Below are 19491 nucleotides of genomic sequence, written 5' to 3'. Positions count from 1 at the left end.
CCTCTCACCAGCCGAATTCGAACAGCAACAACAGAGAGCACGTACACTCACACTCGCAGCATGAACCCCCGTGTCCACACTCCGGGGGACACCTCTGGCTCGACTGGCCCCTTCGCCTGCGTCTCTCGCCGGGCGGTGTCGCCCGGCCGAAGTCCTGTTGTCGCGGGCGTTCGGGCTGGTGCATGAGCCCGGCGTCGACCGCGCAGCCCGCATCCTACGAGATGCGCGGCAGGAATGAGTAGGCAAGGCTCCAAGAGCCGTCCCGTGATCCCTGGCGGGCGCACGACGACAGCGCGGCGCCTCGCCGCTTTGTCGGAACGCCCGAATACATCCAGTACGCGTGCGCCCCTCCGCCTTGCGATGAACCGCATCTGACGCCACGCGCCGATCCACCAGGAACTGCGGGACAGCCCTTGGTCCGGGTAATCGAGAAGGGGAACCGAGATGATCGTCAAGAAGCTGCACGAGGCCGGTCTGAAGAGCGAACACGCGTACGTGGCCGCTTTCGGCTCGATCGGGCTGTCGTTGGTTTCGTGGCTCGCGTCCAACAAGCAGGAGAACATCGAGCGTGCGGACCGCTGGGGCATCTTCGTAGGTGAATGGGCCCCCACGTTCTTCGCACTCGGACTCGCACTTGCCAATTACGAGAAGGAGGAGCTCCCGTTCGTGGAGGGTCACAAACACGGATAGCCCTCGCCCTGCATCGCCGGCGGTTCGGCCGGCGGTCCGGTCGATGCAGGTCCGGAGAGACGGCATGGAGTCGGGCGTCGCAGTCCAGGCATATGACGGTCCGCGGCGCCCGGCCATGCGGAAGCGTAGGAGAGCGGCCGTGAAGACCACTCTGCCGGCCGGCTGACGAGACCCTTTCTCTCCCAACCGCGAGCTCCCGTCAGCACCAGCCCAGTCCCCTCTCCCCTCGCAGTGGAAGACGACGGGGTGAGCACCCTTCACTCCCTGCGAACGAGGCACCACGGCGGTGATCGGTGTTTCCGTCGCGGGTGCGCCTCGCGCCTTGGGCAACCGGCCCCATACGTTGACGCAGGAGATCCGGGCAGCCCGATCCAGCCCGCACGGCCCGCCTTCCCGGCCACCCGACAGGCTCCCTGAGCGGCTATGGAAGATCTGTGTGACGCTGGAGGATGTGTGCGCGGGATCGCGTATCGACAGCGCTGTCGGACGGGCTCGCGCGCCGGCCGAATCCCGGCTCCGTCGAGGCACGGACCTCCCGGACGAGGAGACATCCCATGAACGTCACCCGGATCCACCGCTCCGTCTTCGCCGCATCAGCGGCAGTGGTCTTCTCCGCAGTGATGGGAATCGCTGCGCCCACGGCATCTGCCGACAACGGCACGCAGCCATTCGGCCCCGGCTGTTCGTCGCTACCCGCGGATGGCCAGGGCAGCCTTGCCGGCATGGCCAACGACCCGGTGGCCACCGCGGCATCCAACAACCCCGAACTGTCGACGCTGGCTGCGGCGGTGAAGGCGGCCGACCTGGGCGACACGCTGAACAACTCGAAGGACATCACGGTCTTCGCTCCGACCAACGCGGCGTTCGAGAAGATCCCGAAGGCGGACCTGGACGCTCTGCTGGCCGACAAGACCCAGCTGGCCAAGGTCCTCAAGTATCACGTCGTGGGCGAGAAGATCACCAAGAGCGACCTCGCGAAGGGCGACTTCAAGACCCTCGAGGGCAGCAACCTCACCACCTCAGGGTCGGGTGACTCCTTCACGGTGAACGACTCCGCGAAGATCGTCTGCGGCGGCATTCCCACCGCCAATGCCACGGTGGAGCTCATCGACACAGTCCTGATGCCTGAGTAGTTGGCAGGGAAGCAGGACCACCAGCACCCTGCCTTCGCACGGAGAGGGCAGGGTGCTGGGCCGCCCCCGGAGTGGTTGGTGTCGGCGCCTATCGGACCGCTCACCCCGCGACCATCCTGCCGTAGGCCGAGCACCGCACCCGTGTTGGCACGGCACATGGATGCCCGACACCCTGCCGCGAGGCCGGCCACGCAGTTGCGGCGCTCAGCCGGCGTCGCTCAGGCTCTTCAGGAACCGGGCCGCCACCGGTCCGGCGTCGGCGCCGCCCGAACCGCCGTCCTCCAGCATCACGCACCAGGCCAGGTCGCTGCCGCCCTGGTACCCGATCATCCAGGCGTGGGTGCGCGGCGGCTTCTCCTCGCCGAACTCGGCCGTACCAGTCTTGGCGTGCGGCTCCCCGGGGATCCCCGTCAGGGCGCTGCCCGCCCCGTACGTCACCGTCGCCCGCATCATGTCGCGCAGGGCGCCCGTCACCGACGGGTCGAGCTTCGCCGTCGCCTCGTGTTTCCTCTTCACGGCTTCGGGCACCAGCACCGGCTGCTTGAAGGTGCCCTCCTTGACCGTCGCCGCGATCGAAGCCATCACCAGGGGCGAGGCCTGCACCCGGGCCTGGCCGATGGTCGATGCCGCGAGGTCGTTGTCCGACGTGTTCACCGGCACCGAGCCGTCGTACGTCGTGTCACCGACGTCCCAGACTCCGCCGATCCCGAAGGCCGCAGCCGCGTCGTGCAGCGCGGAGCCACCGACCTTCGCACGGTGCCCGACGAACATGGTGTTGCAGGACTTAGCGAACGAGTCCTTGAAGGTCGAGCCGGCCGGCAGTGTGAACTGGTTCTGGTTCTCGAACCTCTGACCGTCGACGTGTGCGAACTTGGGGCACTCCACCACGTCCGACGGCTTCATCCCCGCCTTCAGTATCGCCGCCGCAGTGACCACCTTGAACGTCGACCCCGGCGGGTACTGCCCGGCCAGTGCCCGGTTCAGCCCGCCCGCGGGGCGGTTCGAGACGGCCAGGATGTTTCCCGTCGACGGCTCCACGGCGATCAGCGCCGCGTTCACCTTCAGTCCCTCCATGGCGGCTGCCGCCGCTCCCTGGACCTTCGGGTCGATGGTCGTCCTCACCGGCTTGCCCGGCTCGGCCGAGCTCTTGGTCAGGGAGGCCTCCGCCTGGCCCGACTGCCGGTCGGCGATCACCACCTCACTGGTGGCCGCGCCCCCGCCGCCCCGCAACTGCTTGTCGTAGCGTGCCTCGAGCCCGAACACGCCCTTTCCCTGTTCGTCCACCGAGCCGCGTAAGGAGGCCGCCTGCAGGTCGTCGCCATTGGTGTCGAGCACGGCGGCCCGCTCGGCCACCGTCTTCAGGGCGAGCGTCTGACCGGGCTTCAGCCGGGGGTGGATCATCGGGGAGGCGAACTCCACGGTCCACTGGCCCGCTTTCCTGACCAGCGTCGCCTCGGATTCGTAGGTGAACCTGCCGACGGCCGGGATGCTGAACCGCGCGGTGTACGGGACGGTCACCTCGCCCTTGTCGTTCTTCTCGCCGTCCCCCGCCGCCAGCGTTGATTTCGTCGGTTTCAGGTTGGTCATCACCGAGGTCAGCAGGGATTCCGCGTTCTCAGGGGAGTCGGACAGCGCCGCGGCCTTCGCCGCCTCCCCGGCGCCCCACGCGTCCAGGAACGACTGCAGCCGTTCGGTGGCGGCGCTCACCTCGGGGTCCTGCCCCGCCCCGTCCCCGAACCACGCCCGGTACCCCCACCAGCCCGCGCCCGCCGCCAGGACGACCGCCACCGCCACGCCCAGGACCGGTGCTCCGCGTGGTCGGCGACGACCCGCGCGGTCGTGACTCGCCATCTGCTGCAACGTGGGGTCCGACACTTGGCGCTCTCTCCTCGTCTGCTGCGGATACCTCTCCCGCGACCGGCCCGCTCCGGTCACCTGTCCGACACGCTAACCGCTGTCCCCGGGCCCCGGGCCACCCCGGAGAGCGGCGGGAGAGTGAGAGGAGAGCGGCCCCCGAGCGGGCAGCACGACAGCGGGCCGGTGGCCGCCCCGCACCGTCGCGGAACGCCGCCGGCCCTCCGGCAGTGAAGGAATCCGGTCAGGCGCGGGGGGTGAAGGCGACCACGTCGCCCGCGCGCTCACCCCCGGAGAGCTGTCCGAACCGGTCGGTGCGGATGTAGACGCGGTGCAGCCACCGGTCCGCCCCGTCCCAGCGCGGTGTGAACGGCGTACGGGCGTGCGTCGTACGGAAGTTGTCGACGATCAGGACGTCACCGGGGATCAGGTGCACGGCCTCGGTGACCTCGTCCAGTGCCTTGGAGAGCGACTCCACGGCCTCGACGTCCCGGGGGTCCTCCGGGGCCAGCAGCTCCCTGTCGTAACCCAGCAGCGGGTCGGCCGCATCGCCGTAGAGCGCCTTCACCTGGGCTATCGCACCCGGGTCCTCGACGCCGCCGCGGAACGCCACGTCCACGCAGCAGGGCACCTTGCGGTCGAAGAGGTGGTTGCGGAAGCCCTCCGGCACCAGACGCAGTGCCTTGCGGACCGAGCCCACCAGGGTCGCGGCCCTGCGCTCGTGGTCGGCCCGGGAGCAGGCCAGCATCACGTAGTTGGGCTGGAGCTGGTGGTACGCCATCTCCGTGTGGAATTCCAGCAGGGTCTCGGAGGTCTCCGAGGACAGGTGGTGCGCGCCGGGGGAGGGATACACGTCGTGGTAGACGGTGCCGCTGCGCAGTTCCTGGTAACCGGTGTGCAGGCCGAGCCGGCGGCCGACGACGCCGAGCATCGCCTCCATCGTGAGCAGCGGGCGCTCCACCGGGGCGGGGGTCGACTCGGGGGTACGGGGCAGCTGTTCCTCGGGCTCCACGGGCAGTCCGCGCAGCAGGAGGTAACCGTCTTCGTTGCCCGACACGTTGAAGGCGTCGAGCGCTTCGGCGAGAGGGGCCGGGAGGTCGCGGGACGCCGCCTTGGCGGCCTCCAGGAAGGCAGGGAGGTCCGCGCGCGGCACCGCCGGCAGGCGCGAGGCCAGTTCCAGGAGTTCGTCGCGGAGTTCGGAGCAGTCGATGACGGTCACGCGTCGTTCCTTTCTTTGATGTGAGCGCGGGCGTACTGGTAGAGCAGCTCCGCGCCTATCTCGGTCGCCAGGACGGACGTGATCCCGGCGTGGTCGTAGAGGGGCGAGACCTCCATGACGTCGAAGCCGACCGGCCGCAGCTCACCCACGCAGCGCAGCAGGGCGAGGACCTCGCGGGAGGAGAGCCCGCCGGGTGCGGGGGTCCCGGTGCCGGGGGCGAAGGCCGGGTCGGCCACGTCGACGTCGACGGACACGTAGACGGGGCGGTCGCCGACGAGCTCCTTGACGAGGGCGTGGGTCCCGGCGACACCCGTCTCCACGAACTCGTCGGTGGTGACGACACGCACCCCCTTGCCGCGGGCGTAGTCCAGTGAGTCGGGCTGGGGGTTGTGGCCCCGGATGCCGATCTGCACCGTGCGCGCGGGGTCGATGAGGCCTTCGTCGATGCCGTGCCGGAACGGGGTCCCGTGGTGGAACTCTCCACCGTAGAAGGCCGGGTTGGTGTCCGAGTGCGCGTCAAGGTGGACCACGGCGACGGGGCCGTGCTGCTCGGACACGGCACGCAGGGCGGCGAGCGTGAGCGAGTGGTCGCCGCCGAGCATCAGGAATGCGGCGTTGTCCTGGAGGAGGCCGCGCAGATGGCGGTGGGCCGTCTCCATCGCGATGTGCATGTTGAACGGGGTCAGGTCGATGTCCCCGCCGTCCACGCAGTCGATGAGTTCGAAGGTGCCCGGTCCCCGGTCGATCCCGACCCCGTGGATCAGGCCCGACTCGTTGCGGATGGCGCGCGGGCCGAAGCGGGCCCCCGGCCGGTAGCTGGTGCCCCCGTCGTAGGGCGCCCCGATCACGACGACGTCGCGGCCGGTGGGCCGGGGGTCGTGCGGCAGGCGCATGAAGGTGGGGATCTGCGCGTAACGGGGCGAGATCGTGGTGTCGACACGTTCCACGAGTCATCCCTCCTGTCGGATGGGCCGCGGGCGGCCGGTGCGGAGTAGGGCGCGGTTCACTCGGTCTCCTTCAGCCGTGCGGCCACCTGGTGGACGGTGTCGGCGGTGCTCACCTCGGCGGGCGACAGCCCCTCGACGACCACCCGGTCGAAGATCTCCCGGACCACCAGCGACTTCGCCCGGTGGACGTCCGCCTCGGGCACTCCGGCGTCGATCAGCAGGAGGCTGAAGGAGGACGTCGTCCCGGAGCCCTCGTGCACGCCCAGCTTCGGCCGGGTGACCGTCTCGTGCGGGAGCAGGGGGCTCATCGCCTCGCGCAGGACCCATTTGTCGCGGCCGTGGCGTCGTTTGAGGCCGGCCTCCAGCGACACGAGCAGGTCCAGGACGTCGCGGTCCCAGTACGGGTGGGTCGACCAGTGGCCCTGGATGCCGGAGAGTACCGGCGTCATCTCGTTGAGGCCGTCGAAGGTGGCCATGTCGAACGCCACCGCCGTGTCCAGCTGCGGCAGCCTGTCCTCGCGGTGCATGCCGGCGAGCGGGATGTCCGCGCCGTATCCGGTGAGGATGCGGCGGGCGGGCCCGTCGAGCGCCCGGTACAGGGCGGTGAGCGGCAGCAGGTACTCGATGATGTCCGGGTCGACGGACTCGGACGCCCAGATCGCGTACGGGAGCTGGCCGAGCAGGTCCGCCGTGGGGACCGTGATCTCCCGGTGCGTGGAGCCGAGATGGGTGGCGACCACGCGCGCCTCGGTGAACTCGTCCGAGGCGTCGGTGCCCATGGACAGGGTTTCCAGGGGGCCATCGGTGTGTGCGGCCGCCAGTGCGGCGACGCCCGAGGAATCGATTCCTCCGGAGAGCACCACCAGGGGCGCGGTGCTGCCGGTGCGGGCCCGGACGGCTCGCCCCAGCGTCTCGCGCACGGCGGCGGTCGCGTCGGCCTCGGAGAGGATCCGCCGGGACACCGGCGGGGTCCAGGTCCGCGAGGGCGCGGCCGTGCCGGTGCGGACGTCGAGGTCCAGGACCGTGCCGGCGGGGACCTGGTGGACCCCCGGCACCCGGCGTATCCGGCGTGCGTCGGCGACGGGCCGGCCGGACAGCGGGGCCTGGGCCGTCGCCGGGACGAGGGCCTTGATCTCGGTGGCGGCCAGGACACGGCCCGGCGCCGGAAGGGTGTAGAGGGGGACGGAGCCCGCGTGGTCGGTGGCCAGGAGCACCCGGCCGTCCAGCGCCGCGGCCGCCGCGAACCGGCCGTTGAGCAGCCGGAAGGCGTGCAGGTCGTAGACGCCCAGCAGGCCGAGCACCAGCGCCGCGTCCGTGCGGGCGTCGGCGCCGGACGGGAGGAGGGGGAGCAGTTCCTCCCGGTTGTAGAGCTCGCCGGCCAGGACGAGGGCCGTGTCGCCGGAGCGGGCCACGGCGTCCCCGGCCGAACCCGAGTGCACGAGCACGGCGTTCAGGGTCTGGGAGCGGAGGGCCTCGGCCACGGTCTCGTGGGGGCCCCGGGTGGCGAAGACGGGCCGGGGGGCCCGGCCCCCGCCCTGCTGGGCGGAGACCAGGAACCCCGTGGCGGCGGGGAATGTGTGCGCCATGATCAGATGCTCAGGGCACCGAAGCCGCCGGAGGTGAAGTCGTAGTTCACCGGGACCTCGATCAGGAACGGGCGGCCGAGCCCCGCCCCCTTGCGCAGAGCGGCGAGCAGGTCCTCGCGGGAGTTGGCCCTGACGGCCTCGACGCCGTTGGCGCGGGCGAGCTCGGTGAAGTCGACACCGGTGAACTTGACGGCCGGGTCGTGGGAGCGCTGGTGGCCGAGGTTCTGGTAGAGCTCGATCAGCCCGTTGGTGTCGTTGTTGACGACGACCGTCACGATGGGCAGGTTGAGCCGCGCGATCGTCTCCAGGTCGGCGCTGTTGGAGTGGAAACCGCCGTCGCCCGCGATGAGGAAGGTCGGCTGGCCGGGGCGGGCCATCTGGGCGCCGATGGCCGCGGGGATGCCGTAGCCGAAGCTGGAGCAGCCGGCCGAGGTGAGGAAGCCGAAGGGCTGGTCGGCACGGGCGAAGAGCACCCCGTAGTGCCGGAAGAAGCCGATGTCGGAGACGATCGTCCCCTCACCGGCGGCGGCGGTCTCCTCCATCACCGTGTTCATGGAGTCCATCACCTGGTGGACCCGCATGCCGTCCTCGTACTCGGTGGGGTCGGCCAGGAACTCGGCGATGCGCTCGCGCAGCGGGGTGATGTCGTGCGGGGTCTTCTTCGCGAGGTCGGCGGTCGCGGCGTCCAGGTGCTCGACGAAGGCCAGCACGTCGGTGACGACGTCGACGTCCGGACGGTAGACGCGGGGGATCGGGTTGACGGTCGGGGAGACGCGCACGGTCTTCTTCTCGCCGCCGCGGGCCCACATCGAGGGGCGCAGGTCCTCGGCGTAGTCGTAGCCGAGGGTCACGACGACGTCGGCCGGGCCGAAGAGGGTCTCCAGGGCGGGGAAGGACAGGATGCCGTCCATGTAACCGGTGACGGCACCGTAGTTGAGGTGGTGCCCGTGCGGCAGGACGCCCTTGGCGATGTACGTCGTGATGACCGGGACGTCCAGGCGCTCGGCCAGGGCCCGGATCGCGGGCACCGCGCCGGAGCGGATGGCCGCGGCGCCGACGACGAAGACCGGGTGCTCCGCACCGGAGACCAGCGCGGCCGCCTCGTCGGCGGTGGCCTCCCAGCCGGCCTGAACGGCGCCGGTGGGCTTGGCCGGGGTGTGCGCGGCGGGGTGGACGACCGAGGCGTCGATGTCGGCGCCGAGCAGGTCGACGGGCACCGAGATGAAGCTGGGTCCCACGGGCTCGGTCATCGCCGCGGCGACGGCTGAGTCCACCAGGTCGGTGATCTCGTCGGGGCGCTGGAGCTCGACCGCGTACTTCGTCATGGGGCGCATGACGGAGACCGAGTCCAGGCACTGGTGCGTGTCGTTCGGGAAGATGTCGTGCGACTCGGACTGGGCGGCCAGTGCGATGACGGGCGAGCGGTCCAGGATCGAGGTGGCCACACCCGTGGCGAGGTTCGTCATGCCGGGGCCGAGCGTGGCCCAGCAGGCCTGCGGCCGGCCGGTGATGCGGGCCAGGACGTCGGCGGCGACGCCGGCGGTGAACTCGTGCCGGGTGAGGACGAAGTCGATCCCCGGCGCCTCGTCGAAGAGGATGGAGGCGGCCTCACGGCCGACGACACCGAACACCGTCTCCACGCCGTGCTCGTTCAGACGCTTGAGCAGCGCGTGTGCGGCCGTCGGGTTGTTGCTGGGCTTGGTCGATACACGGGACATGCGGCGTCGTCTCCAGGATGTCGACGGGATGCGGAATGCCGTCACCGTGCCGGTGGCCTCTCTCCACCTCCTCTCCAGTGCCTATCCGACCGCGCTGTAGTGCGCTTCGAGGTGCCCCGCGGCCGGTTCCCGCCCTGTGCACCCGCCTCCTGTGATAGATGAATAGGCATACAGTTGAACGCATAAAGAAACCGCTGACGGAAGAAGGAGATCATGACCGGTACGACGACCCGGGGCCCCGCGGGTTTCGTGGTGCACACCGCTCCGGTGGGACTCTCGGGCGATGGGCGGGACGACTTCACCGTGCTGGCGTCGACCGTGGCGACGCAGGTCAGCGCGGTGTTCACCAAGTCACGCTTCTCCGGCCCGAGCGTGGTGCTCAGCCGCGCCGCGGCGGCCGACGGGCAGGCGCGCGGGGTGGTCGTCATCGCCCGTAACGCCAACGTCGCCACCGGCCCCGAGGGTGACAGCAACGCTCGTGAGGTGCGTGACTCCGTGGCCGCCGCAACCGGGCTCCCGGAGGACGAGCTGCTGATCGCCTCCACCGGCGTCATCGGCCTCCAGTACCCCATGGAACAGATCCGCGATCACATCAAGACGCTTTCCTGGCCCTTTCCCGAGGGCGGTTTCGACCGGGCGGCGCGGGCCATCATGACGACCGACACCCGGCCCAAGGAGGTCAGGGTGCGGTGCGGCGAGGCGACACTCGTCGGCATCGCCAAGGGTGTGGGGATGCTGGAGCCGGACATGGCGACCCTGCTGACCTTCTTCGCCACCGACGCCAGGCTGCCCCGGGACGTGCAGGACCGGGTCTTCCGCAGTGTCATGGACCGGACGTTCAACGCCGTCTCGATCGACACCGACACATCGACCAGTGACACGGCGGTGCTGTTCGCCAACGGCCTGGCCGGCGACGTGGATCCGGTGGAGTTCGAGGAGGCCCTGCACGAGGTGGCGCTGGCCCTGGTGAAGAACATCGCCTCGGACGGCGAGGGGGCGAGCAAGCTCATCGAGGTGCGGGTCACCGGGGCGCGGGACACCGCACAGGCCAAGCGGGTCGGCAAGACCGTCGTCAACTCACCGCTGGTCAAGACCGCGGTGCACGGCAGCGACCCCAACTGGGGCCGGGTGACGATGGCGATCGGCAAGTGCACCGACGACACCGACATCCTCCAGGAGAAGGTCACCGTCCAGTTCGGCGGGACCCTGGTCTATCCGCAGCGTGCGGACGGCCCCGGCGACGCCGAACTGCGGGCGGCCGTCGCCGAGCACATGCGCGGTGACGAGGTGGTGATCGGCATCGGACTGGGCATCGGGGATGGCGAGTTCACCGTCTACGGCTGCGACCTGACGGAGGGGTACGTGCGTCTGAACTCCGAGTACACGACCTGACCCAGGGGCCGGGACCCGGACGCGGCACCCGATCCGCCACGCCCGGACGCCGCTGACTCAAATGTGCCGCCTCGTCCGCATCGCTCCGTAGTGTGACGTGTGATCAGCACAACGTGAACGAGGTGGCGCATGGGTCAGTCGCGAAGGTCGGTTCTGCAGGGCGCGTTCGGTGCCGGGGCGGCGGGGCTGCTGGTCGGCGGCGCGGCCCCCGTGCCGGCAGCGCAGCAGCGCCGGGTGCCCAAGGGCACCGATCTCGGGCTGCGCTGGCTGGGCGTCGCCGGATGGGAGCTGTCCTTCGCGGGCCGCAGCGTGCTCTTCGACCCGTATCTGAGTCGGATGCCCTACGCGGGCGAGGGTGGCGCACTCGATCCGACGCTGCCCCTGCGCCTGGATCCCGACGCGGTGGAGCACGTGGCGGAGAAGGAGCTGACCGGGGCGCCGGAGCTGATCCTGGTCAGCCACGGTCACTTCGACCATCTCGCCGACGTCCCGCACCTGCTGTCCCGGCCGGGGTGGGCCGGCCGGCGTGTCCGGACACTCTGCGACACCACGTCGCGCCATCTGCTGGCCGCGATGGGCACCCCCGCGCACCGCATGGCGGACGTGGTGGCGGTGGACGGGGGCGACCACCTCCAGTTCGACGGCTACAGCGTGGAGGTGTTCCGCAGTCTGCACAGCAGGCAGGACGACTACACCTCCTTCGCTCCCGGGGAGCGGGACGCCGTTCCACTGCGGCCCCGGACCCTCGGCGACATGGTGGAAGGACGGACGCTGGCCTTCCAGGTGTCCCTCGAGGGGGGTCCGTCCGTGCTGCTGACGGGCACCAGCAACGTTGCCGAGCGCGAAGTGGCGGGCGCGCGGCCGGACATCGCGGTGATCGGCATGAGTGGTCACGCGGCCGTCCACGGATACCCGGACCGGTTGCTTGCCGCACTGGGGTCACCCCCGGTGCTCCTGCCCTGCCATCACGACGACATGGTGACCCCGCTGGGCGATGCGGGAATCTCGCGTACGTCGTCCCCCGACGCGGTGACGGCGCTCGCGCGTGCGGCCGAGCGCCGGGCGCCCGGCGCCGGCACGCGTGTGCTGGCCCCCCGGCATCTGGAGCTGCTCGACGTCACCGGAAGTGCGTGAGCCCGGCCGCATCGGCGGTGGGTTCCACTGTATTGCGCCGCTTTTGAGGGCCCGTTTCAGCCGCGTAGATGCCAGATCCTGGTATCCGGCCACCGGATTCCGGTGCACCCGCCCGTTCGCACGATCGAAGCGGCGTACGGTTTCTGCCATCACTGGTGTAGACCGGTGAAGCTGCCGCTCCGCGTCCGGATCGGTGCGCTGGGTAACAATACGCTCCATGCCGAGTCCTCATCTTCTTCGCATCGGACGCACGTCTTCCGCAGGGGCGTGACGTTCCGGGGGTTGTCACCGGCCGCGTGTGCCGGTCGGTGCCGGCCGATGGTCACTCCGTGCCATCCGTGATCATGGATGCCCGGCCACCCGCCCCCGCAGCCGTTATCCGCGATCTTCCCGTGTCCTCATTTTGTCTCGCATCGGTACGACAGTTTTCAGCCGTGCCCATCCGGGCCTCGTTGACGCCGTCCGGATGGCTTATTACTGTCCCGAATCGATGAGGTAGAAGGCCTGCTACGCGCGTAGTGGCCGCAGCCACGACCACTGCATTCGCTCCATCGACCAGCGCATCCAAAGACATCGCGTGCGAAAATCCAGCAGTTCATGGCAGGGGAATTAGGTCATGGACAGGCAGAACGGGAGACCCCTATGGCCGGCGTGCAGATTCGCATACTGGGTCCGATCTCCATGCTTTCCCGGAACATGCCGGTCCCGCTCGCCGGACAACGGCAGCTCCGGGTGCTCACGGCCCTCGCACTTGTATCGGGGAGGGCGGTCAGCACGCCCGAACTCATCACCCACCTCTGGGGTGAGCGTCCACCGCGGACCGCCCCTGGCCAGCTCCAGACCAGTGTGTGGATGATCCGCCGCGCGCTGGCCGCGGTCGGTGCGCCGCAGGACACCGTCCTGTCGACTGCTTCCGGATACCAGCTGGATGCGGCACTCTGCGAGATCGACAGCGACATTTTCAGGCGTAACGTCGCCACGGCGAAGAAGATGGTACGTGCCGACCTCAAGGAAGAGGCGCTCGACCTGCTCAAGGAGGCGCTCGCCCTATGGCGGGGGCCGGCCCTGGCCACGATTTCGAGCAGTGCGCTGCAGACCCGCGCGGCCAGACTGGAAGAAGAACGCGTCGCCGCACTTCAACAGCGCATTTGCCTGGAGATAACGCTGGGTCAATACGAGGAGGCCATCGGTGAACTCACCGACCTCATCGCCCTCCACCCTTTGCGTGAAGAGCCATACGCGCATTTGATGCAGGCCCTCTACCTCTCCGGGCGGCAGGCCGACGCGCTTGCCGTGTTCCGGAGGGCCCGGAACACCCTGACCGATGAGCTGGGCATCTACCCCGGCCCCAGACTGACCACCCTGGAGCGGGCGATCCTCCGTCAGGACGCCGACATGCTCGCGGCGGTTCCCGGCATGGCCCGCCGCTGACCCGCATCAGACCGCACGCCGCCGCGCCACCCGCCATCCGGGCAGGGGGCGCGGCGGCGTGTCAGGTGCCGAGGACCGCCAGTGCGAGAACCGCCCCGCCTCCCAGGACGACCACCTGCACCACTGCGGCGACCCAGGCCCGTACGGCGAATGCGATCCCACCCGATACCAGCAGGGCCACCAGGCACACCAGCGCGGCCCGGGAGGCTTCACGGCCGGCGGCGACCCGGTCCGGACTGCCCGTCAGCCCGCCGGAGACGACGACCCCGAAGAGCAGTACCACCAGCAGTACGGCGTCCAGCAGGAGCAGCAGCAGGGCTGCCCCCATGTCGCCGCGGCGGGACACCCGCCTCATCGCCCACCTCCGGTCCTGGGTGCCCTCCCCGCACCGCGCGGGGAGGGCACAAGGGATGTCGTGGGTCAGAGACCCATGCCCTGCATCGTCCGTTCCAGGGAGTCCGCGTACAGCCGGGCTCCTCCGACCTTCGGGTGGAACGACTGGGCGGACGCACCGAGTTGCAGGATCGGCCAGTCGATCGCGGGCTCGTCGCTCTCCACCAGGTCCAGCACGATCCCGTGGACCTGCTCGGGGTCACCGCACACGGCCTTGCCCGCGAAGTTCTGCGCGGGGTTGGAGTACCAGGCCTTGGTGCCGGCGGCCTTGGCGTCGTCCACGGCGCCCTGCATCTCGGTGGCGAGGGTGCCCGCCATGCCGTTCAGCCAGGGAGCCTCCTCGGTCCCGATGCCCGGGATGCACGACCCCGACCGCTCCAGAAGGGGCGGGTACCCCATCAGCACGATCTTGGCGTTGGGCGCCTTCGCCTGGATCTTCTTCAGCGCGTCGGTGATGGCCGGCCGCACCCGCTCCTTGGCGAGGCGTTCTGCCGCCACGCCGATGTCCAGCCCCTGGTACGCGGCGTCGTCGACCCGGGAGTCGTCGTCGTCGAACTTCTGGTTCTGGCACAGCGTCGGCCAGCCCACACCGCCGAAGATGCACTTCTGGATGATGTAGGCGAACCGGGCGTCGTTACCACCGATCGAGATGGTCACCAGCGTGGTGTTCTGGTCGAGGTAGCCCTTGGACAGCTGAGGCAGCTCGCCGTTCTCACCGACGCTCGCGATGTTGTACGTCCGGGCCCCGGAACAGGCGATCAGGTGGTAGTCCATCGCCGCCGACCTGCTGTCGTCCATCGATCCCACGGACGCCGAGCGTCCCGGGATCGTGGCCTGGCGCGACCACGCCTTGGTCGAACGGTGGCAGGCGTCCCGCGTCGAGGGGTTGCTCGCGTCCCGGTAGTTCGTCTCCTTGTAGTAGTCGACCCCGCCGGCGGCCGATGCGCCCTCACCCGATGAGTAGGAGTCGCCCATCGCGACGACCATGTCCTTGGGCTTGGCCGACAGCGGCTGGAACCCCGCCGCGTCCCATGCGACGTCCTCCGACCCGCTGCCGTCGGCCGCGTGTGTGGAGAGCGAGATCTTCGGGGTGGAGGTGAACTGGAACACCCCGAGGGAGACCCACTTGTTCTCCCCGACGCGCTGCGGGTGCACCCGCACCGGACTCGTGCTGTTCGTCCCGGAGACGGTGTACGAGGCCTGCCGGGTGTGGGCGCCGTGGTCGGGCAGGTGCACCCAGACCCGGGCCCAGCCGGTCATGCCGTTGGTCAGGGTCCAGGTGCCGGTGGTGCGCATCCGGGCGCCCTCGGTGGTCGCCTGGTTCCTGGTGTGCGAGAACCAGAAGTGGTTGCCGTAACCGGCCCCGATCTGATGGGTGTCGATCTTGCCCGGGTAATTGGCGCCGTCAGCCGTGAAGGTGAAGCCGAAGGTGCCCGGCGACGTCGTCGCCCCGCAGCTTCGTCCCGATGAGCCCGCCGGTGTGACACCCGAGGCCACGTCGTCGATCACGTACGTCCCCGAGGGCAGGCCGCTGGAGCACCGCGGCGGGTACGCGCTGCCGTCCGGCTGCTCCGGGTAGGTGGCGTCGAAGCGGTGCAGGGCGTATCCGCAGGCACCGCCCGCACAGCTTTTCCAGCTGGTCTTCTTGTTCCACCAGCAGTGCAGGAAGAACTCGTCGGCCGGGTTGTTGAGCTGGCACGCGCCGTTCGTGTCGGTGTCACCGTCCTTGATCTTGCTCGGGTCGCAGTTGTTGGAGCTGTCGCAGAACTGCCCGACCGGCGGCTTGGCCCGCGTCCGCTGGTCCGTGGCGGTCCACCAGGCGGCCCGGTAGCCGGGCTGGAAGTCGCCGGGGGCGAACATCGCGGAGATCGGGCGGGCGGCCCAGCCGATCACCTTCTCCTGGTACGGCCAGTCCTGCGGGTGTGCGGCGTGGGAGTAGTCGTCCCCGCCGGCTGAGTTCTCCAGGAACGGGGTGCGGTTGGCCTTCCACAGTGCGTTGGCCGGGTTGTTGGTGTAGCCGACGCCCCAGTGGCCACCGTGCGAACCGGCGCTGGACTGCGGGTAGAAGCCGGAGTTGTACGCCCAGAGCGCGAAGAACCAGTTCTCGATGTACGAGGGGCCGCCGTCGTTGACGGTCATTCCGGCGTTGTACGTCTGGTTCCACTTGTCCACGAGGATGTTGACCCCCGCGGCGATGTTGGCGGTGTAGTCGAGGGCGACGGCCTCCTGCTTCTGCACGGACAGCGCGGTCTCGCCGGGCTTCTCGTGACCCGCCTTGCGCATGCCGTCGGTCACCTGGACGATGCCGTAACCGCAGTCCGCGTTGGCCCAGTTGATCGCCCAGGGATCCGGGGTCTCACCGTCGGAACCGTGGCTGATGCCGTAGAAGTTGCCGATCAGGGTGTTCGCCGTGACACCCGGCACCGCGAAGCGGGTGGCCTGCCACATGTTGGATTCCTGGGCGGTGACGCCCAGCATCACCTGTGCGGGGATGTGGTACTCGTCGGCCGCGTCGGGCGTGCCGTTGGGGTCGCCCGCCATGGTCTTGAGCGGGAAGAGGGACTGCGGCTGGTAGGCCGACATCCCGGTGTTCTTCCAGTTGGCGGCGCGCGAGACGTGCGAGTTCAGCTTGCCGACCACGGCCTGGTCCACCGCCCACTCGACCTGCCGCGGGGTCGGCTGGAAGGCCTGCTTGCGGACGTCCCCGCGCGGCACCGAGCAGTAGCGCTCGTCCTCGACGGGGTTGGTGGGCGACGCGGCGGCGAGCTGCGGGGAAGCCGTTGCCGTCCCGGTCCCGCGGGTGAGTGCCGGTGAGGTCGCGAGGCCCGCCGCCGTCCTGGCGGTGGAGCCGACGGTCGTGCCGGGCCTGGCGTCCAGGGTGACGCTGCGGCCGGTCTCCAGCAGCTTCATCGAGGTCCGCGCGGTGCGTGCGGAGGCGGCCTCCTGCGGCGAGATCCGGGAGTCCTTGCCGTCGGCCCAGGAGGTGGTGACGGCGGCCTCTCCCCGGGTGGACAGCGCGGCGCCCTTGGCCACCCCCGCGGGCATGCGCACGGACGTGGGCAGGGTGCCCGCGGCCTTGGCCTCGCCCGTGACGTACACCGTGCCGGTGCGGGCCGAGCGGGCCAGGTCGAAGTCGGTGAGCGCGCCGGTCGCGAGGCGCCGGGTGCTTCCGCCGGACTTGGCGGCGGCGCCGAAGAGTGACGCCGGGGCGCGCCGGACCTCGGCCTGCTCGGAGGCGGCCCCGGACGCGGCGGCTCCGGCGGTGCGGTCGATGTAGACGACCGAGCCGTCGGCGGCTGCCGTGAGCTGGAAGGGGGCGGTGCCGGCGCGCGAGGCGACGCGCACGTCGCCGGTGGGCGCGACCCGGACCAGGCGGGAGCCCTGCGCGGCGGCGTAGCCGTCGGCGAGGGGGACGGCGGACGTGACCTGGCCGGGCAGGTCCAGCGGCTTCGCGGCCTTTCCGCTTGCCGTGTCCACTCCGACGAGACGGGTCTCGTTGCGCTTCGACGCGTCGTCGGAGAACTGCGAGAAGACGGCCTTCTCCGTCGTGCCGCAGCCGGGTGAGAAGTAGCTCAGGCTGGACTGGACGGGGAGCTTGGTGACCGCGCCGGTCGTCAGGTCCACCACCGCGGTGAAGGCTCCGCGGGTCATCAGTGCCGGTCTGTTGGTGAAGGTGCGGGGCGCGTAGGTGACGGCGGCGCGCTTTCCCGACGCGGTGATGCAGGCGTTGCCGATCCAGGTGTCGGTGTCGAAGCCCGGCTCGGACAGGGTCGCGGCGGTCCGCCACCGGTAGCCGTCCTCGGCGGCGGCGACCATGACGTGGAAGCCGGTGGCGTCACCCGACGTGGTCCATGCCAGGTCGTCGGAGGCGCGGTATCCGGAGCCGAGGAGTGCCGTGCGGTCGTCGGCGGGGACGGCTTCGGGGAGTTCGGCGGGACCGGGCTTCGCGGCGTCCGCCCGGTCCTTCTGGTTCCAGCCCTGGGCGGCGCCCGGGGGAGGGGTGGGGGATTTCGCTATCGACACCGACGGGTAGCCCGCCAGTAGTGCCGTCGCGGCGATGGTTATGACGGGTGCATGCCATTTACTTCTTCGGGGCACGTTCGGCTCGCCTTTCCTGCGTACACCCGCGTCGCGCGTGAGGGGAAGCGGGCGTCCGCTTCGCGCGTGGGGGACGCGAGCACATCAGCCGGGCCTCTCCACCCCCTCTCACCCGTCTCTTCCGCTATACCGACCCGCGGTCGGCTATGCGCCCGTACCTCGTCGCGGCGCACCGAAGCCCCGCGCCACCGCAGAATGGCGCGGAAATCACCGCGAGAAGGGCTGGGACATGGAGACCGAACGGTCGGGCAGCACCGGCTTCGACGCCGCCGTAGAAGGCGTGTTCGCCCCCACCGACAAGCTGGGCGGGACCCTCCGTCTGGTGCGCACCGACGACTTCGACTCGCTCGATCCCGGCAACACGTACTACGCCTACACCTGGAACTTCCTGCGTCTGATCGGCCGGACCCTGGTCACCTTCGACACCGCGCCCGGCAAGGACGGCCAGCGGCTGGTCCCCGACCTGGCGGAGTCGCTCGGAGAGAGCTCGGACGGCGGCAGGACCTGGACCTACCGGCTGCGCCCCGGTCTGCTCTACGAGGACGGCACGCCCGTCGTCGCGGCCGACGTGAAGTACGCGATCGCCAGGAGCAACTACGGTACGGACGTGCTGGGCGTCGGCCCCACCTACTTCCGCCACCTGCTGGGCACCGACTACGGCGGCCCCTGGCGCGAACCCGAGGTGGACGGCCCGGTCACCGTGGAGACGCCCGACGACCGCACCCTGGTCCTGAAGCTGACCGAACCCTTCGCCGGCATGGACCTGCTCGCCACCATGCCGAGCACCACACCGGTCCCGAAGCGCCGCGACACCGGCATCGGCTACCGGCTCGGCCCCGTCGCGACCGGTCCGTACCGCGTCGAGTCCTACGAACGCGGCAAGCTCGTCGTTCTGGAACGCAACCCGCACTGGGACCCTGAGACCGACCCCGTACGCCGGCAGCGGGCCGAGCGCATCGAGGTGCACCTGGGCAAGGACCCGCACGAGGTGGACCTCATGCTGCTCTCCGGCGAGGCACACATCGACCTCGCGGGCTTCGGGGTGCAGCCCGCGGCCCAGGAGCGCATCCTGGCCGATCCCGCGCTGCGGGCCAACGCGGACAACCCGCTGACCGGCTTCACCTGGATCTACTGCCTGTCCAGCCGGATCACCCCGTTCGACAACGTGCACTGCCGCCGCGCGGTGCAGTTCGCCACGGACAAGGCGGCCATGCAGGCCGCTTACGGGGGGTCCGTGGGCGGGGACATCGCCACCACGATCCTGCCGCCGACCATCGACGGCTACCGGCCCTTCGACCGCTACCCGGTCGGCGAAGACGGCACCGGAGACCTCGATGCGGCCCGCGCCGAACTGGCCCTCGCCGGCATGCCGGACGGGTTCCGCACGAAGATCGCCGCCCGCAAGGACCGCCTGAAGGAGTACCGGGCGGCCGAGGCGCTGTCGGCCGGACTGGCCCGCGTCGGCATCGAGGCCGAGGTGCTGGACTTCCCGTCCGGCGACTACTTCGACCGGTACGGCGGCAGCCCCGAGTACCTGCGCGAGCACGGCATCGGGATCATCATGTTCGGCTGGGGGGCGGACTTCCCCGACGGCTACGGCTTCTTCCAGCAGATCGTCGACGGACGCGCCATCAAGGAGCGCGGCAACCAGAACATGGGCGAACTGGACGACCCGGAGATCAACAGCCTCCTCGACCAGGGGGCCGTCAGCGCCGACCCGGAGGAACGCGCGGAGATCTGGCACCGTATCGACCGGCTGACCATGGACCACGCCGTCATCGTGCCCTACCTCTACCCGCGCTCCCTGCTCTACCGCCACCCGGACGTCCGCAACGCGTTCGTCACGGGCTCCTTCGGGATGTACGACTACGCGGCACTGGGCGCGCGCTGACCACA

At 70.2% G+C, this 19491-nt stretch carries 13 protein-coding genes; 6 read left to right on the top strand and 7 right to left on the bottom strand.

Annotated features, from left to right (window positions below; translation table 11 throughout):
• The first annotated feature begins 444 nt into the window (after positions 1 to 444).
• Both ACFU5K_RS20920 and ACFU5K_RS20915 read left to right on the top strand, forming a co-directional pair.
• Complete coding sequence (locus ACFU5K_RS20920; protein ID WP_384063773.1) at positions 445 to 690, top strand: hypothetical protein; 246 nt, start codon at positions 445 to 447, stop codon at positions 688 to 690.
• Positions 691 to 1244: 554 nt separating this feature from the next.
• On the top strand, positions 1245 to 1823 hold the full coding sequence (locus ACFU5K_RS20915) for a fasciclin domain-containing protein (protein ID WP_384063770.1): 579 nt from the start codon (positions 1245 to 1247) through the stop codon (positions 1821 to 1823).
• A 204-nt stretch (positions 1824 to 2027) separates the two neighbouring features.
• Here ACFU5K_RS20915 and ACFU5K_RS20910 read toward each other — a convergent pair whose 3' ends face one another.
• The 5 genes from ACFU5K_RS20910 to ACFU5K_RS20890 form a co-directional block, all read right to left on the bottom strand.
• Complete coding sequence (locus ACFU5K_RS20910; RefSeq protein ID WP_384063768.1) at positions 2028 to 3698, bottom strand: penicillin-binding transpeptidase domain-containing protein; 1671 nt, start codon at positions 3696 to 3698, stop codon at positions 2028 to 2030.
• A gap of 223 nt (positions 3699 to 3921) precedes the next feature.
• Positions 3922 to 4896: a clavaminate synthase Cs1 gene (gene cs1 / locus ACFU5K_RS20905; RefSeq protein WP_384063765.1), complete on the bottom strand. Its 975-nt coding sequence runs from the start codon at positions 4894 to 4896 to the stop codon at positions 3922 to 3924.
• On the bottom strand, positions 4893 to 5843 hold the full coding sequence (gene speB, locus ACFU5K_RS20900) for an agmatinase (protein WP_384063762.1): 951 nt from the start codon (positions 5841 to 5843) through the stop codon (positions 4893 to 4895). Before speB ends, cs1 begins: the two co-directional genes overlap by 4 nt.
• A 56-nt stretch (positions 5844 to 5899) precedes the next feature.
• A complete protein-coding gene (locus ACFU5K_RS20895) occupies positions 5900 to 7432 on the bottom strand; it encodes an asparagine synthase-related protein (RefSeq protein ID WP_384063779.1) in 1533 nt (510 codons plus the stop codon).
• Entirely contained in the window at positions 7432 to 9147 is a 1716-nt protein-coding gene (locus ACFU5K_RS20890) for a thiamine pyrophosphate-binding protein (RefSeq protein ID WP_384063759.1), read from the bottom strand. The genes ACFU5K_RS20895 and ACFU5K_RS20890 overlap by 1 nt, the downstream gene beginning before the upstream one ends.
• 213 nt (positions 9148 to 9360) lie before the next feature.
• On the opposite strand from ACFU5K_RS20890, the gene argJ reads away from it, so the two are divergent.
• The 3 genes from argJ to ACFU5K_RS20875 all read left to right on the top strand — a co-directional run bounded on the left by argJ (position 9361) and on the right by ACFU5K_RS20875 (position 13104).
• Complete coding sequence (gene argJ / locus ACFU5K_RS20885) at positions 9361 to 10539, top strand: bifunctional glutamate N-acetyltransferase/amino-acid acetyltransferase ArgJ (protein ID WP_384063756.1); 1179 nt, start codon at positions 9361 to 9363, stop codon at positions 10537 to 10539.
• Positions 10540 to 10668: 129 nt separating this feature from the next.
• Entirely contained in the window at positions 10669 to 11673 is a 1005-nt protein-coding gene (locus ACFU5K_RS20880) for an MBL fold metallo-hydrolase (protein WP_384063753.1), read from the top strand.
• Between the two features lie 642 nt (positions 11674 to 12315).
• Entirely contained in the window at positions 12316 to 13104 is a 789-nt protein-coding gene (locus ACFU5K_RS20875) for a BTAD domain-containing putative transcriptional regulator (RefSeq protein WP_384063751.1), read from the top strand.
• A gap of 61 nt (positions 13105 to 13165) precedes the next feature.
• Here ACFU5K_RS20875 and ACFU5K_RS20870 read toward each other — a convergent pair whose 3' ends face one another.
• Positions 13166 to 13459 carry a transporter gene (locus tag ACFU5K_RS20870; RefSeq protein WP_384063748.1) on the bottom strand — a complete coding sequence of 98 codons (294 nt, stop codon included), beginning with the start codon at positions 13457 to 13459 and terminating at the stop codon, positions 13166 to 13168.
• Between the two features lie 65 nt (positions 13460 to 13524).
• Positions 13525 to 17595 (bottom strand): NocE, encoded by a 4071-nt coding sequence (locus ACFU5K_RS20865; protein ID WP_384063746.1) that lies wholly within the window; start codon positions 17593 to 17595, stop codon positions 13525 to 13527.
• Between the two features lie 229 nt (positions 17596 to 17824).
• On the opposite strand from ACFU5K_RS20865, the gene ACFU5K_RS20860 reads away from it, so the two are divergent.
• A complete protein-coding gene (locus ACFU5K_RS20860; RefSeq protein ID WP_384063743.1) occupies positions 17825 to 19486 on the top strand; it encodes an ABC transporter substrate-binding protein in 1662 nt (553 codons plus the stop codon).
• Positions 19487 to 19491: the final 5 nt, after the last annotated feature.

The organism is Streptomyces sp. NPDC057428 (assembly GCF_042803195.1).
Classification (GTDB): Bacteria; Actinomycetota; Actinomycetes; order Streptomycetales; family Streptomycetaceae; genus Streptomyces.
This window is presented reverse-complemented; position numbering and strand designations above follow the sequence as displayed.